The organism is Cupriavidus sp. 2TAF22, from assembly GCF_052115045.1.
GTDB lineage: Bacteria > Pseudomonadota > Gammaproteobacteria > Burkholderiales > Burkholderiaceae > Cupriavidus.
This window is the reverse complement of the sequence record NZ_JBFRFX010000025.1, coordinates 37,091-51,670: the sequence shown is the minus strand read 5'-3', so window position 1 is coordinate 51,670 and position 14,580 is coordinate 37,091. Positions and strand designations below refer to the sequence as shown.

General features: G+C 61.6%; 10 protein-coding genes and 3 pseudogenes. 7 read left to right on the top strand and 6 right to left on the bottom strand.

Annotated elements, in window-relative coordinates; translation table 11 throughout:
- Nucleotides 1-55 precede the first annotated feature (55 nt).
- The gene (gene pdxR / locus AB4Z48_RS26780) at nt 56-1,510 is read right to left on the bottom strand and encodes a MocR-like pyridoxine biosynthesis transcription factor PdxR (protein WP_441619557.1); all 1,455 of its coding nucleotides are present in this window, start codon (nt 1,508-1,510) and stop codon (nt 56-58) included.
- A gap of 113 nt (nt 1,511-1,623) precedes the next feature.
- Between pdxR and AB4Z48_RS26775 the strand changes: the two genes are divergently transcribed.
- Entirely contained in the window at nt 1,624-2,979 is a 1,356-nt protein-coding gene (locus tag AB4Z48_RS26775) for an aspartate aminotransferase family protein (RefSeq protein WP_441619555.1), read from the top strand.
- Nucleotides 2,980-3,063: 84 nt separating this feature from the next.
- Complete coding sequence (locus tag AB4Z48_RS26770; RefSeq protein ID WP_441619553.1) at nt 3,064-4,557, top strand: NAD-dependent succinate-semialdehyde dehydrogenase; 1,494 nt, start codon at nt 3,064-3,066, stop codon at nt 4,555-4,557.
- Between the two features lie 118 nt (nt 4,558-4,675).
- On the opposite strand, the gene cobD is transcribed toward AB4Z48_RS26770, so the two are convergent.
- The 4 genes from cobD to AB4Z48_RS26750 form a co-directional block, all read right to left on the bottom strand.
- Nucleotides 4,676-5,752, bottom strand: coding sequence for a threonine-phosphate decarboxylase CobD (gene cobD / locus AB4Z48_RS26765; protein WP_441619551.1), 1,077 nt, complete (start codon nt 5,750-5,752; stop codon nt 4,676-4,678).
- 128 nt (nt 5,753-5,880) lie between these two features.
- Nucleotides 5,881-7,161, bottom strand: coding sequence for an amidase (locus AB4Z48_RS26760; protein WP_441619549.1), 1,281 nt, complete (start codon nt 7,159-7,161; stop codon nt 5,881-5,883).
- A gap of 208 nt (nt 7,162-7,369) precedes the next feature.
- Nucleotides 7,370-8,002, bottom strand: coding sequence for an NIPSNAP family protein (locus AB4Z48_RS26755; protein WP_441619547.1), 633 nt, complete (start codon nt 8,000-8,002; stop codon nt 7,370-7,372).
- A 45-nt stretch (nt 8,003-8,047) separates the two neighbouring features.
- On the bottom strand, nt 8,048-9,007 hold the full coding sequence (locus AB4Z48_RS26750) for a tripartite tricarboxylate transporter substrate-binding protein (protein WP_441619655.1): 960 nt from the start codon (nt 9,005-9,007) through the stop codon (nt 8,048-8,050).
- A gap of 206 nt (nt 9,008-9,213) precedes the next feature.
- On the opposite strand from AB4Z48_RS26750, the pseudogene AB4Z48_RS26745 reads away from it, so the two are divergent.
- Nucleotides 9,214-9,366 (top strand): annotated as a pseudogene (locus AB4Z48_RS26745) (IS256 family transposase); the annotation flags it as partial.
- A gap of 584 nt (nt 9,367-9,950) precedes the next feature.
- Here AB4Z48_RS26745 and AB4Z48_RS26740 read toward each other — a convergent pair.
- The gene (locus AB4Z48_RS26740; protein ID WP_441619546.1) at nt 9,951-10,709 is read right to left on the bottom strand and encodes a sulfite exporter TauE/SafE family protein; all 759 of its coding nucleotides are present in this window, start codon (nt 10,707-10,709) and stop codon (nt 9,951-9,953) included.
- A 760-nt stretch (nt 10,710-11,469) separates the two neighbouring features.
- Between AB4Z48_RS26740 and AB4Z48_RS26735 the strand changes: the two genes are divergently transcribed.
- The 4 genes and pseudogenes from AB4Z48_RS26735 to AB4Z48_RS26720 all read left to right on the top strand — a co-directional run.
- Nucleotides 11,470-12,249, top strand: coding sequence for an acetoacetate decarboxylase (locus tag AB4Z48_RS26735; RefSeq protein ID WP_441619544.1), 780 nt, complete (start codon nt 11,470-11,472; stop codon nt 12,247-12,249).
- A 21-nt stretch (nt 12,250-12,270) separates the two neighbouring features.
- Nucleotides 12,271-13,051: pseudogene (locus AB4Z48_RS26730) on the top strand (3-hydroxybutyrate dehydrogenase).
- Nucleotides 13,052-13,064: 13 nt separating this feature from the next.
- Nucleotides 13,065-14,360, top strand: a complete 1,296-nt coding sequence (locus AB4Z48_RS26725; protein ID WP_441619542.1) for a DUF3734 domain-containing protein — start codon at nt 13,065-13,067, stop codon at nt 14,358-14,360.
- A gap of 33 nt (nt 14,361-14,393) precedes the next feature.
- Nucleotides 14,394-14,550: pseudogene (locus tag AB4Z48_RS26720) on the top strand (epoxide hydrolase); the annotation flags it as partial.
- Nucleotides 14,551-14,580 lie beyond the last annotated feature (30 nt).

The window sequence follows — 14,580 nt, the reverse complement described above, 5'->3', positions numbered from 1 at the left end:
GACTGTGCCGTCCATCATCCGTGCCGTGGCCATGTCGGCCGCCAGTGCGGAACAATCATCTGCGCAGTTCATTGACTACGCGAGCGAAGGCGTCGGCAGATGCGCGGATCGCCTCGACTTCGATGGCGCCATAGCCCAGCACGAAACCATCGCGAAACGGCGTGGCATTCTGATTGTAGGTATTCAGGCGCCGAAGATAGATTCCCTCCGCACGCGAGCGGGAGACGGCAGCCTCGAAATCGGCCAGGCCGTTGATCCTGACGGTCAGGTGCAGGCCTGCGGCATTGCGCGAGGTTTCCATCTCCGCGCCGAAATGCTGGTCGAGGCATCGCAGCAGTTCGTCCTGACGCGCGCCGTAGATCTCACGCATGCGTCGAATATGCTTTGCAAAGTGTCCGTCGACGATGAAATCCGCCAGGGCAGCTTGCAGCGAAAGGTAGCCTGGCCGATACAGGCGCAGGGATGCGGCTGCAAAGCCGTCGACGAGATCCGTTGGGACAACGATGTAGCTCAGGCGCATCCCCGGGTACATCACCTTGCTGAACGTGCCCATCAGAATGACACGATCGCTGGTATCGACACCTTGCAGCGAGGGCAACGGGCTCTGGTCGTATCTGAACTCGCTGTCGTAGTCATCCTCGAGAATGAACGCGTCCCACTCCTCGGCCCGCGCCAGCAAAGTTCGGCGTCGCGCGTCAGACAGGGTGACGCCCATCGGAAACTGATGTGATGGTGTTGTGACGATCAATCTCGGGTGTCCTTCGCACTGGTCGACCAGCATGCCTTCCCGATCGACATCGACAGCCTTGACCTCAAGCCCGTTGGCCTTCAATACGATGGGTGCCGCCCAATGGCACGGATTCTCGACATAGGCGAGCTGTCCTTCATCCGCCAATATCCGCGAACACAGATCGATGGACTGGTTGACACCCATCGTCACGATGATCTGCTCAGGCGAAGCACGAACGGCCCGCGACACGCGCAGGTACTCCGCCAGGGCACGGCGCAGGGGCAGGTAGCCTCCCGGGCTCGAGTATCCCATCAGGTCAGCATGCTGCTCACCGAGATAGCGATTCTGAATCGCTCGCCATGTCCGAACCGGAAAGTAGTTGACGTCGCACACCCCCTGAACGAAGGCACCTTTGAATTCCTGTATCCCGGTGGGCGCTTGCACGATCTGCATCCCCCTGCGTGAAAGCGGACGGGCGTCGGAATTCTTTACGAAGGGTCGCTCGCAGAGCGGCAACTTGTCCGAGACAAAGGTGCCGTTGGTTGAGCCGGCGCAGAGATAGCCATCGTCCAGCAAATTTCCATATGCATTGACGACGGTTACACGCGCCACCCCTAGCGCAGACGCAAGCGCGCGCGACGCGGGCATCCGTGCGGATGCTCTCAAAGTGCCGTCCAGGATGGCGTCGCGAATGAGGTTAGAAATCTGCCGCTGCAGTGGCACGTCGTCGTCTCGGCGCAACGTGCTGTTCAGTAGATCGGAAAGCAGAGAATCGGCCATATTGGCCCTATCAATCTGATCGAGTTGGTCTCACAGGGTAGCGTCGGGTGCGCGTATTGTAAAGGCTCAAGACCGCTCGGAATTACTGAGAAACCAGCATAAAAGGAGTACTCGTGGCTGAGTCTGACACCAACCAGCAGAACGCATTGAATCTGGAGTCGTACTTCATGGGGTTCACGCCGAACAAGCAATTCAAGCGTCGTCCCCGCCTCATTGTCAAAGCCGAAGGTAGCTATATTTACGGGCCGCAAGGCGAGCGCATATTCGATGGGTTCTCGGGCCTGTGGTGTACGGGCATGGGGCACTGCCATCCCAGGATCGCCGAGGCAGTGAGCCAGCAGATGCGGCAATTGGATTACGTTGCCGCGTTCAACATGTCCCACCCATCCGCGTTCCGGCTCGCCGATCGCATTGCCAGACTGGCGCCGGCAGGGATGAATCACGTCTTCTTCACGACGGGCGGATCGGACGCCGTGGACACTGCGCTGAAGATCGCCATGGGTTATCACCGCATTAACGGCGACGCGGCGCGCTTCCGCTTCATCGGCCGCGAGCGCGGCTATCACGGTGTCGGGATGGGGGGCATCTCCGTGGGCGGGATGGTTCCGAACCGCAAGATGTTCGCGACGATGATGATGCCGGGTGTCGATCATCTTCCCCATACCCACAGCTTGAACGACATGGCGTTCTCCAGAGGGCAGCCGGCCTGGGGCGCGCATCTCGCCCGGGAACTGGAGCGCTTGGTCGCATTGCACGACGCATCGACCATCGCCGCCGTCATCGTGGAGCCGATGGCAGGATCGACCGGCGTACTCGTCCCGCCTGTGGGCTATCTCGAGGAATTGCGCCGGATCTGCACCAGGCACGGAATCCTCCTCATCTTCGACGAAGTGATCTGCGGCTTTGGACGAATGGGGGAGAACTTTGCTGCGCAGCGCTTCAACGTGAAGCCCGACATGATCACCTTTGCAAAGACGGTGACCAATGGGACGCAGCCGCTGGGTGGCGTGATCATGACCGACGAAATCTTCAATACGTTCATGACGACGCCCGAACACGTGAACACGATCTTCCATGGCTATACGTACTCGGCGCATCCTGTGCCGGTAGCCGCGGCGCTGGCCGCGCTGGATGTCTTCGACGAGGAAGACGTGCCTGCGCAGGTCCGGGCGCGCGAAAAGCTCTTCGAGGATGCGCTCCATTCATTGAAGGGCGAGCCGAATGTGATCGACGTCCGGAACATCGGCCTGGCTGGCGCAGTCGAGTTCACGCCGATCGACGGTCGACCGACGTTGCGCGGGTATCAGATCACCGAGCGATTGCTCGATCGCGGGTTCTATACGCGCTGGACTGGTGACATCGCGTCGATCTCCCCGCCGTTCTTCTCCACGGAAAGTGAACTCACCCAGATGATCGAAACCATGCGGGAAGTCATCCGGGAGAACGCAACGCAGGCGCAGAGCAGCTAGCGCCTGATCCATGAACGAGACGGAGTACATCCAGTCGATGCGTTCTGCAAGGACAGGGATGAGTGGATACATTTGGGAGTTGATATGGCTACTGTTACACAAGAGATTCATGCAGGTGCGGACTTCGGACTCGAGATCGCAAACGGGGATTTGCTGCGGAACGCCTGTTACGTCGATGGACGATGGGTGGGTGCGCAGGATGGCGCGACTGCGGCGGTAACGAATCCCGCCAACAATGCGGAACTCGGCACGGTTCCGTGGTGCGGTGTGGCGGAGACGCGGCAGGCGATTGCCGCCGCCGATCGGGCGTTCGACCAATGGAAGAAGCAGACGGCAGCTTATCGCAGCTGGCTTCTCAGGCGATGGTTCGATCTGATCCTGGCAAACAAGGAAGACCTTGCCCGGATCATCACCGCCGAACAAGGTAAGCCAATCGGCGAGAGCCGGATGGAGATCGAGTATGGCGCGTCGTTTGTCGAGTGGTTTGCCGAGGAGGCCAAGCGCGTGTATGGCGACGTGATTCCCGCGCCGATCCAGAGTTCGCGTCTCACCGTACTCAAACAGGCTATCGGCGTGGTGGCGGCGATTACGCCGTGGAACTTTCCGGTGTCGATGATTACGCGGAAATGCGCACCGGCGCTGGCGGCAGGATGTACGATCGTCCTCAAGCCGTCCGAGCTGACACCCTTGTCGGCGCTTGCGCTGGCACGCCTTGCGGAGGAGGCCGGCTTTCCTGCGGGCGTGGTGAATGTCATCACTGGCGACGCCGCGGTCATCGGATCCGAACTGACCGGTAGCACACGTGTACGGAAGATCAGCTTTACCGGATCCACCCGTGTGGGCAAGCTGCTGGCAAGCCAGGCGGGACACACGATCAAGCGCGTCTCGCTCGAGCTTGGCGGTAATGCGCCGCTTATCGTTTTCGATGATGCCGACCTCGACGTAGCCATTCGTGGCGTGATGGCATCCAAGTACCGGAACACCGGACAGACGTGCATCTGCGCGAATCGCATCTTTGTTCATGATCGCGTGTATGACGAGTTCTCGCGTCGCCTGGTCGAACAGGTGACGGCCTTGAAGGTGGGTAATGGACTGGAGGAGGGGGTTACACAAGGCCCGTTGATCAACCCGGCAGCGAAGGAGAAGGTCCACCGGCACGTGACCGATGCCGTCGGAAAAGGCGCTCGTGTGGTCCTCGGCGGAAAGCCGCATGGGCTCGGTGGTACCTTCTACGAGCCGACGGTTATTGTCGATGCGACCCCCTCCATGGCGTTGGCAGACGAAGAAACCTTTGGCCCGGTGGCCCCGCTTTTCCGCTTCCATACAGAGGACGAAGTCATTGCCATGGCGAATGCGACGCCTTATGGGCTGGCAGCCTACGTTTTCACGCGCGATCTCGGGCGCTCCTGGCGCGTCACCGAGGCCTTGGAGGTTGGTGTCGTGGGCGTGAACGAAGCCGCCGTTACGAATGCCGTCGCACCATTCGGAGGAGTCAAGGAATCCGGTGTCGGCCGGGAAGGGTCGAAGTATGGCCTCGATGAGTTCGTGGAGGTGAAGTACGTGTGTACGTCTATCTGACCCGCTATCCAGGTCGGGCGCCTTGCCGATGGGCATGGCATCCGGAGATCAGGTCAGCACGCCAATGATGAACGGCCCGAACTTCTTCGGAAGCTCGGGCCGTTTCGCTGTCGTGGCTTTACTTGCCGCCTACGATGTGGCGCGCATCACGCAACGCTTGCTCGATGCGCATCCATGCGTGCTCATCAGGCGGCAGGGACATGCGCAATCCCGGCACGTTTTCGAAGCGTCGTGTCCAAATGCCGTGGCGTGCCAGGCAATCCTGCCAGACTTCCGCAGCCGGCGTACGTGTCCACGCAAAAAGCGGCGTGTGGGTGCGGGAGGCGTCGAGGCCGTACTCACCCAGCAACTTTACGAAGCGTGCGCTGCTCTCGGTGAGACGGGAACACGCTTGTCTATGCCAGGCGCCATCCAGGAGTGCTGCTCGTGTGACGACACGGGCGGGTCCGGAAATCGTCCACTGTCCGCGCAGGTACTCCATGGCACGATGGACGCGCTCGCCAGTGATGACGGTGCCCACTCGGGCGCCTGCCAGGCCAAAGAACTTGCCGACGGAGCGCAGCACGATCAGGCTGTCGACGTTCGCGTGCGAGGCTACGCTGAATTCGGGCGTTGCATCGATAAACGCCTCGTCGACGATCAGTGCGCCACCGCGTGCGGCAAGCTCGCTGTGCCACGCGAGCAGCGCGTCGGGCGTGAAGAGCTCGGCCCCGGGGTTGTTCGGGTTGACGACCACCAGATATTGCAGATCCGCGGGGAGGGTGCGGCCAGGTTCGAGAAGAAAGCCCGCGCGATCGCGCACGTCGGAGACCTCCGCTGTCACAAAGTACTCGAGAGGAAACCCGTCAGCCGAGAACGCCCGTTCATACTCCCCGTACGCGAGGTAACCGACCCCGATACGCCCCTTTGGCAGAATCTTGGGTAGCATGCGGATCGCCGCCTGGGACCCGGGCATCACCAATGCACGTGTCGCGCGGTAGTGTTGTGCCGCTACCTCTTCGAGGTCGTCGTGATCGTCGGGCAAGCGCAGCCACGCGTCTGCATCGATGGGCGGCACCGGGTAGCCGACGGGATTGATACCGGTCGACAGATCTATCCATTTTTCACGCGGAATGCCGTAACGGCGAACGACCGCGCGAAGATCTCCCCCGTGGGGAATCGGGGCTGGAAATTCAGTATCGACAAGGTTGGTCATGAGCGTTTCTCCTGGGTTGGCCTCGTCCTCGGCGGCCGGTCTTGCTCGGGTGGGCGGGRAGGCCTGCCACCTGCTGCGTTCAAGCGGCTTTTCCCCGCGGGTGTCACTGGCGCGAGGAAGCATGTCGCTCAGGTCGGCCGGGTCGGCCGGGTCAGCAAGCTCTGTGCTTCGAGCTTCTCGACAAGAGCCAGAAGGGACTTGTCTGACCCAGCCGCACCGATGATGGACAGGCCAAGTGGGGCACCGTTGGCGGTAAGTAGTGGCAGGGAAATCTGTGGCAATCCCACCAGCGTGGCGATACTGAGGAAGCGCAGATCCGAAAGCCTCTGGCTGTTGAGCTCGGCCACTGTCGAGGCGCGCAAGGGGGCGGGGCCGGAAACCGTGGGCATGACGATCACTTGTCCTTGCTCCAGTGTGGCATGGAACTGTGCACGGATGCGGTCGCGTACCACGCTTGCCGCGAGATACTCATCTCGCGTTACCTTGCTCGCCAGCATGATTCTTTCGGCGATGTCCGGCCCAAGCGCGGGTTGCGCTCGCGCAACCCAAGGACCGAGTTCCTTCCAGACTTCATAGAACTGCACCGTACGGAAGGCGTTGACGAACTCGTCGAGCTCAGGGATTGCCGTGTGAAGGGAGCGACGGTCTTCCAGGCACGGATGCCATGTGCTCAATACGGATGCTGCCGCTCGCTGGGTTGCTTCGGGCAGGACCGACCAGGCGCCGTCGAATGACATCCAGCCCGTGAACGCTTCCGGCCGCATCGCGTCAGGGAGCAGAGCGCGTCCTGCCGCAGCAAGTGTCCGGGCATCGCGTGTCAACCAGCCGACAGCGTCAAACGAAGGCGCGAGAGCACGCACGCCATCGGAGGGAATCACGCCATGTGTCGTCCTGATGCCAAAGACACCGCAAAAGCTCGCTGGTGCACGAATCGAGCCGGCCGTGTCGGTACCCAGGCCGATATCGCACAAGCCGGCTGCAACGGCTGCTGCGGATCCGCAGGAGGATCCTCCGGTGAGCCGGTCAGGCGCGGCGGTGTTTATCGGAGACCCATAGTGAAAGTTGTTGCCGGCCAGGCTGAAGGCAAGCTCATCGGTCACGGTCTTCCCGACAATGCGGGCACCATTCTCACGAAGCTTCGACACGGCGAAGGCGTCTGCGGCAGGCAACGCATGCGTCTCCTCCCATTGCGGATTGCCGTAACCGGTGGGACACCCGGCGATATCGAAGACGTCCTTGATGCCGCAAGTGAGCCCGTCAAGGTGTCCGGAGCCTGTTGGCTGCCATTCGACAGCCTTGCCTGGCACGAAGGCTCCGACATCATCTCGCGGCGATTGTGTGGGAGACCGTTTTATCGACGTGGAGTGGTCGTCGCTGTATTGGCCTGAAATGTGATGATTGAAGTTCATGGCATCCTTCACGCTTCTCGGTTTGTGCAAGCGTCTTGCTGATATTTTGGCGACGGGTTGCGGAATCTGTGGCCCGAATCGATTCCGATGCGGAATAGGGCCCTGGCGACGACTCAAGCTATCGCCGCTCAGGCACTAGCGGTTCGTCATCGTTCTGCGGGCGCCGGACGCGTCGTCCCTCATCCCGGAGTCTGCCGCGCGTGTGCAGCTATGCAAGCGGCGAGAATGGTGCAGGGACGCAAAGAAGTGAGTTGGCGTCGATGAGGTGAGCCGGCGCTCCCTTTGGCGGCCAGATCTTCGCGCGAGCTGCTTCGGCGCGGATTTCAAAGCGCTCACTGGCATTGGCATAGGGCCAGATATGCGTGATGCGAGGAGCGCCGTCCAATGCGTACATATTGATCACCAGCGCAGAGAGCTTGACGCGATCGGGTACTGCAGCCTCCCAGGCTGTTATCGTCGGAGGCAACCCGCCCGGCTTGAGGCGGTAGGTGCGGATCTCATAGATCGAACCATAGGTGCCCGGCGTTATCGGTGGGAGGAAAGGCAGTGCCTTGTAGCTATCCGTCTCGAAGGAAGTGATGACGGCGCGCTCGCTTTCTCCGCTTGCAGACAGGCTGAATGGGCCCGGATGGAACAGCGTTCTCTCGCGTTCGGCGGCGAGCATCTCGGCGGATTCGAACTCGCGCAGGATAAGCATTCGACCAAGAGCGCCTACATCGGTAGTCCATGCGCCGAGTAGGCGCCCAGCCACGCAAGCGGCATTGACATAGGCTTCTGCACCGCGGATGACCGCTTGGGTGTCCTGGAGATTGAAGTTGAGTGTTGCGAGTTCGTATAGCATTTGGCCTCCTTGGTCGGTTCCGGCTCGATGGGGAAAGCGTTTTCTTCAGTCCGCGTATATCCCTGCCTTCTTGATCACCGGTCCCCATTTGCCAATTTCTGATGTCAGGACGGCTCGCAAGGATTCCGGAGAGGCGCGACGCGCGCTAACCGCTTCTGCACCGAGAGCGTTCATCCTGGCGCGAAAGTCGGGGTCGGAGACGGCGCTCTGAAGCGCAGACACGAGCTTGTCGATAACTGGCTTGGGCGTCCCCTTCGGAGCATACATTCCGTGCCAGTTCCTCACGTCCATGATCAGGCCTTGCTCGGCCGAAGTTGGAATGTTCTTGAAAGCCTCGACACGACGACTCTGCATAGCTGCGTAAGGCTTAAGGGAGTTCGCTTGGAGCAGGCCTGCGAGGCTGGTGGTTTGGTCGCACATCAGGCTGACCTGGCCGCCCATGAGGTCGCTCAACGCCGGCGCGGAGCCCTTGTATGGGACAGTTGTGAGGGTCGTATGAATGGAGTCCTGGAGGAGAAGACCGCAGAGATGAGACGCCGATCCAACTCCCGCGTTGGCGAGTGAAAGGTTGGCTGCGTTGGCATTGATGTACCCGAGTAGATCCTTGAGGTTTGCCGGAGGTAAGTTCCTGGTGCCAACCAAGACCATCGGTACGTCGGCAATTTCACCCAACATCTCGAAGTCCCTGAGCGGATCAAAGCCGAGCTTTCGGTACAGCGCCGGAGCGGTGGCCATGCCGATGTGGTAGACAAGAACGGTGTAGCCGTCGGCTGGCGATTGAGCCACCTTCCTCGCGCCAATCGTGCCACCGGCACCGCCGAGATTCTCGACAACCATCGAGGTCTTCAAGTACTTGGACATCACGACCGATACTTCACGCGCGACCTTGTCGGTAGGACCGCCGGCCGCAAACGGAACAACCACCGTTATGGGCCGATCGCCCGGATACTCCTTCGCCTGTGCATTACCCGACAGTCCAATGACTCCAACTACTATTGCCGTCAGAACTTGTGCAACCTGGTTCACGATGTCTCCTTGATGTCTTTGTCTTCGGGGCAGAATGCGGCTCTCTGGAGAGCGCTATGGGGGGGCGTCCTGTTGATATTGTTCTGCTGAATACCGAGAATTCGCTTCGATATTTGATTCCGTGCGGGAATATGAGGCCTGTCAGAAATGTTGTGTTTAGGGCATAACAAGTCGGCAAGGAGCATGTCATGACCTGCATCGTGCATCTGATCAGCCTGGAGCACGCCGGCTGGAAGGAGCGCCGGGCAGTCGTCGCGGATCGCAAGCCCGTGTACACCGCGTCCACCGTGGAGGCTGCGCTGGCCGAACTGGCGGCCTTCGGGCAAGGGGAATGGGGCTAGCGACGGACTCCGCTGGATCCGCGCGTCGACAGCGAGGTCGTGGCGGCAACTTTCGGCAAAGACTTGAACGATTGCGCGGCGAAATGCCGTCGTGACAGGCGCTTCCCGTGCTGTTGGCGATTACGTCGCCAAGGTTCTCGGAAAAATGCAGAGACTTTGGTGCTTCCCGCAAGCTCACACCCGACTTTCGAAGCGTGCTTCGCCGCCGGCTTCTGGAGTGGCGAAAAGTAGCGTAAGCAAAGACCTTTCTATTTTCCAGGGCGACAGCCGGCTATGAAGTCAGGATTCAACCGAATGTTCCCTGATCCGGGCGAGCCTTCCCCTGAAATCGGCGATGAACCGCTATTTCGCAGATGGTGATCCGTCCAGAAGGGCAGCCATTTTGGATATCTGGCTCGCGTGCAGACTCGCTACCTGCCAGTAGACGGAATGAAGAATGGGACAAGCGGGCGTCGATGGGAGCACCACGCCGCGACACCCCTTGGTTCGACATTCATGCGGCCGCTGTGCGCACCAGCGCGTTCGGGGGGGCCTGCTGTCGAGCGCCAGCGCATGCCTTCCTTCGCACCCCTTCCCCACCTTCAGTGCAGATAACCCGACGCGCCATCCCACAGCAGCTTCACGGCCGTGACCACCAGCAAGCCGTAGCAGGCCTTGTACATCTGCTGCTGGTCCAGCTTGGCATGCAGGCGCCAGCCCAGCCAGACGCCAGAGGGAACGGCGAGGAGGCAAATCGCCATCAAAGTCCAGACGGCGCCCGCCGGCCTGGCCAGCGCCAGCCATGGCGCCGCCTTGATGATGTTCCCTACCGTGAAGAACAGACTGGTCGTCCCGGCATAGACCTGCTTGCTAAGGCCAAGCGGCAACAGGTACATCGCCAGCGGCGGCCCGCCGGAGTGCGCGACCATGGTGGTAATGCCCGACGTGAAGCCGGCTCCTATGGCCTTGGGCGATGAGCGCGGCCGCACCACGACTTCTCCGCCGCGCATAAACCACAGGCCGACGAAAGTCAGCGTGACCGCTGCCATCACGATGGCGATAGCGCGGTGATCCAGCACGCGAAACAGCACGTAGCCGATACCGATGCCGACCACCAGTCCGGGCAAAAGCAAAAGGAGGTCGGCCTTGGACCACGTGGATGGCTTCCAGTAGCGCAGGCTATACAGATCCATCGCGATGAACAGGGGCGCAAGCAGGCCGCCCGCTGTCACCGGGTCCATCACGAGCGATAGCAGTGGAATGCCGACGATGGCAAAACCGCCACCGAACGCGCCTTTCATGAAGCAGATCAGGAAGTCACCCGCGAACGTGACGAGGATGGTGGTGGCGCTCAGTTCCATGTTGACCATCTCCCTTCGCCCGAATAGCGGGCAGAGCGGCCATGCAGAAGAGCGCCGCCACCCACGGCCTGTGCGGTGGCTTGTATGAGGTACCAATGCATTGCAGACACGAGTTCCATTGCGACTCCGCCCAACGCCCAGAGCAGGATGCTGAGCGCTTGGACCGGTCACGCGAACGGAGCGGTTTGCCTGGGCGCCAGGGTATCGGCTGAGTAGTCGGGCTCATCGTAGTCTGCGCATGCATGACAATCAAATTATTGTCATGGATACAATCTTTCGATGGCACAAGCGTGCTACCACAGTGGCACGAACCGATCCGTGACGGAGCCCGCGCTCCGCACACTGACGGCGCGTAAGGGCAGTCGAAGCGTCTGATAAGCAATTCGGCGCTGCCAGAATCGGGAGCGCCGTTTGGGCGCTGCGAAGAACGAGGCCGATCTCGGCACATGCTGCAATGCGCCGTTGTGCATTTCGGCGCGGCGACAGCAACGACCCCTGGACTCTCTGTTCGTTCCTTCCAAAGGACGAAACATACATTTGCCGTTGCTATGGTGTTACTGCGTCCGGAAAAACCCTAGGATGCGTCCACTGCGTGGCAGTTGTCCGCCACCTCTACCTGCCCATGTCCGGCCGGCAGGCCGGCCAATCCATCCGCGACGCGTCGTCCGGGCCATGTGCGTGTTTTCACACGCTGGCTTCGCTCGTCCCCGAAGGGCGCGTTGGGCGATCGGAGGGTTCTCATCGCACAAGGGAACGCACAGTGAAAATTGAAGATATCCGCCGCAACGCCTTCGCCATGCCGGTGCACAACCCGTCATATCCGCGTCCGCCATTCCGCTTCCTGCAGCGCGAGTACTTCATCGTCTCCTATGAGACCGACCCGGACGCGCTACGTGCGGTGGTGCCCGAACCGCTGATGCCCGACGGCAATCTGGTGAACTATGAGTTCATCCGCATGCCGGACTCGTCCGGCTTCGGCAATTACACCGAAAGCGGCCAGGCAATCCCCGTCGTCGACGCGCAGGGGCGCAAGGGCAGCTACACACACGCCATGTATCTCGATGACGAGGGCCCCATCGCCGGAGGCCGCGAGATCTGGGGGTTTCCCAAGAAGCTGGGCTCGCCGCGCCTGTCGATCGACGGACACGACACGTTGCTCGGGACGCTCGACTATGGCTCGCAGCGCGTTGCCACCGGCACCATGGGCTTCAAGTTCCGCCCACTCGATCCGGCATCGGAGCAAAAGGCGCTCGCCGATACCCCCAACTACCTGCTGAAGGTCATCCCGCACGTCGACGGTTCGGCGCGCATCTGCGAACTGGTTCGCTTCCACCTGCGCGACGTGACGGTGCACGGCGCATGGCAAGGCCCCGGCGCGCTCGAGCTGCATGCGCATGCGCTGGCATCCGTTGCCGACCTGCCGGTTCGCCGAGTGGTGGGCGCGAAGCATCTCATTGCCGACCTCACCCTCGATATCGGCGAAGTCGCCTACGACTACCTCGCGCCGGCCGAGGCGCCGAAGCTGGTCGTCAACCAATAACCCACCGCACAAGGAGCAACCATGTCTTTGCAAGGAAAAGTCGCGCTTGTTACCGGCGCAGCCAGTGGTATCGGCGAGCAATGCGCGCGCCAGTTGGCGAATGATGGCGCGACAGTCGTCATCGCCGACCTGAATATCCAGGCCGCACGGCAGGTGGCCGAGTCGATCGTCGCCGGCGGCGGCAAGGCGATTGCCGTGGCGATGGATGTCACAAGCGAAGACGTCGTCAATGCTGGCATCGATGAAACCGTGGCAACGCTGGGCGGCCTGGACGTACTGGTCTCGAACGCGGGTGTCCAGATCGTCAATCCGATCGAGGACTATGCCTTCGCGGACTGGAAGAAGATGCTGGCCATCCATCTCGACGGCGCGTTCCTGACCACCCGTGCGGCGATCCGGCACATGTACGCGTCGGGCAAGGGCGGGGCGATCATCTACATGGGTTCGGTTCACTCGCACGAGGCCTCGAAGCTCAAGTCGGCCTACGTCACGGCCAAGCACGGGCTTCTCGGCCTGGCGCGTCGTGGCCAAGGAAGGCGGTCCGCGCGGGGTTCGCGCCAACGTCGTCTGTCCCGGCTTTGTCCGCACGCCGCTGGTCGACAAGCAGATTCCCGAGCAAGCCAGGGCGCTGGGCATTTCCGAAGCCGAAGTGGTCAGCAATGTCATGCTCAAGGAAACGGTCGATGGCGAGTTCACGACTGTGGCCGATGTGGCCCGCACGGTGTCGTTCCTGGCCGGCTTCGAATCGGCCGCGCTGACAGGCCAGTCGATCGTCGTCAGCCATGGCTGGTTCATGCAATAAGAGGAGGAACCCAGTGCGCCGCAGTCAACGCAACACGTCTCATCCCGCCGAACCGCTGGCGCTGCCGCCCTATGACGAGGTCGGCCTCGTCCTTCAGGGCGGCGGCGCGCTTGGCTCCTATCAGGCTGGCGTCTATGACGGCCTGGCCCAGGCGGGCATCCATCCCACCTGGGTGTCAGGCATTTCCATCGGCGCCTTGAACACGGCGATCATTGCCGGCAATGCCCGCGAGGATCGCGTGGAAGCGCTACGCGGATTCTGGCAGACCATCAGCCTTCCGCCCGATGCCATTGGCAAGGCCGGAGCCTGGCTGCCCGCGACATTCGGCTTCCCGGACATCGCGCGCAAGTGGTCAAGCATGTGGGCCGCCGGCCGCGCGCTGATGGAAGGCCAGCAGGGCTTCTTCCTGCCGCGTTCACCGCTCCATGGCTTCGGCGGCCATGGCGACGGGCCGAGCCAGGTGAGCTTCTATGACACCAGCGCATTGCGCGCGACGCTGCTGAAATACGCCGATTTCGATCGCATCAACGATGGCGAAATGCGCGTCTCCGTGGGCGCCGTCAATGTACGGACCGGCAACCTCGTGTACTTCGACAATACGAAAATGCGCCTCGAGCCGGAGCACTTCATGGCATCGGGCGCGTTGCCGCCGGGTTTCCCGGCCGTCGAGATCGATGGTGAGTTCTACTGGGACGGCGGACTCGTCTCCAACACCCCGCTTACCGAGATCGTGCGCGAATCCCAGCACAAGGACACGCTCATCTTCCAGGTGGACCTGTGGAGCGCGAGCGGGGCGCTGCCGGGCAACTTCCTCGACGTGTCCGAGCGGACCAAGGATATCCAGTACTCAAGCCGGACGCGCGCCATTACCGCGTTCATGGAAGGCCGCCAGAAGCATGCGCGGCTGATCAAGGCATTGCTGGAGCATGTGCCAAAGTCCGTTCGCGATACGCATCCGCTGATGCGCGAGGCGCAGCGCATTGCCGATGGCAGCGCCGTCAACGTCGTGCACCTGATCTATCGGAACAAGTTCTTCGAGGGCCACTACAAGGACTTTGAGTTCAGCGCCGACACGATGGGCGAGCACTGGACGAGCGGGCTGGACGACATCCGTGACACGCTCGCCCATCCCGAGTGCCTGGCGATTCCGAGCCACGATGTCGGCTTCGTGACGCACGACGTGCATCGGGTCGACGCGCCGGCGCTGACGGGTTCCGGTCCGCTCGACACGGAACCGGTCACGCCCGGGATGACTACCATCGACCAGCTCCCTGCGCAGGCCAACGATCCCATGACGCGGGTCGCCTGAGCGCTGCGCCACAGGGGCTGAACGCCCACCGCAAGCAAGCTGGCGTTCTTCGACGTCAAGAGCCTCGAGATTCCGGTGGCCGAGCGTATTCCCAGACGAAAGCCATGCGGCGCCGCGCAGCCGGACGGAGCGGGCCTATCCGAAGCTCATCCGCTACAACCGGGTCGACAAGGGTGGGCACTTCGCTGCATGCCATTCGCATCGGAGTCGATATGCCCAA

Excerpts from the sequence above, each read along its gene's own strand:
- pdxR (WP_441619557.1), bottom strand. The coding sequence starts at position 1,510 with ATGGCCGATTCTCTGCTTTCCGATCTACTGAACAGCACGTTGCGCCGA.
- AB4Z48_RS26770 (WP_441619553.1), top strand. The coding sequence starts at position 3,064 with ATGGCTACTGTTACACAAGAGATTCATGCAGGTGCGGACTTCGGACTC.
- cobD (WP_441619551.1), bottom strand. The coding sequence starts at position 5,752 with ATGACCAACCTTGTCGATACTGAATTTCCAGCCCCGATTCCCCACGGG.
- AB4Z48_RS26760 (WP_441619549.1), bottom strand. The coding sequence starts at position 7,161 with ATGAACTTCAATCATCACATTTCAGGCCAATACAGCGACGACCACTCC.
- AB4Z48_RS26755 (WP_441619547.1), bottom strand. The coding sequence starts at position 8,002 with ATGCTATACGAACTCGCAACACTCAACTTCAATCTCCAGGACACCCAA.
- AB4Z48_RS26740 (WP_441619546.1), bottom strand. The coding sequence starts at position 10,709 with ATGGAACTGAGCGCCACCACCATCCTCGTCACGTTCGCGGGTGACTTC.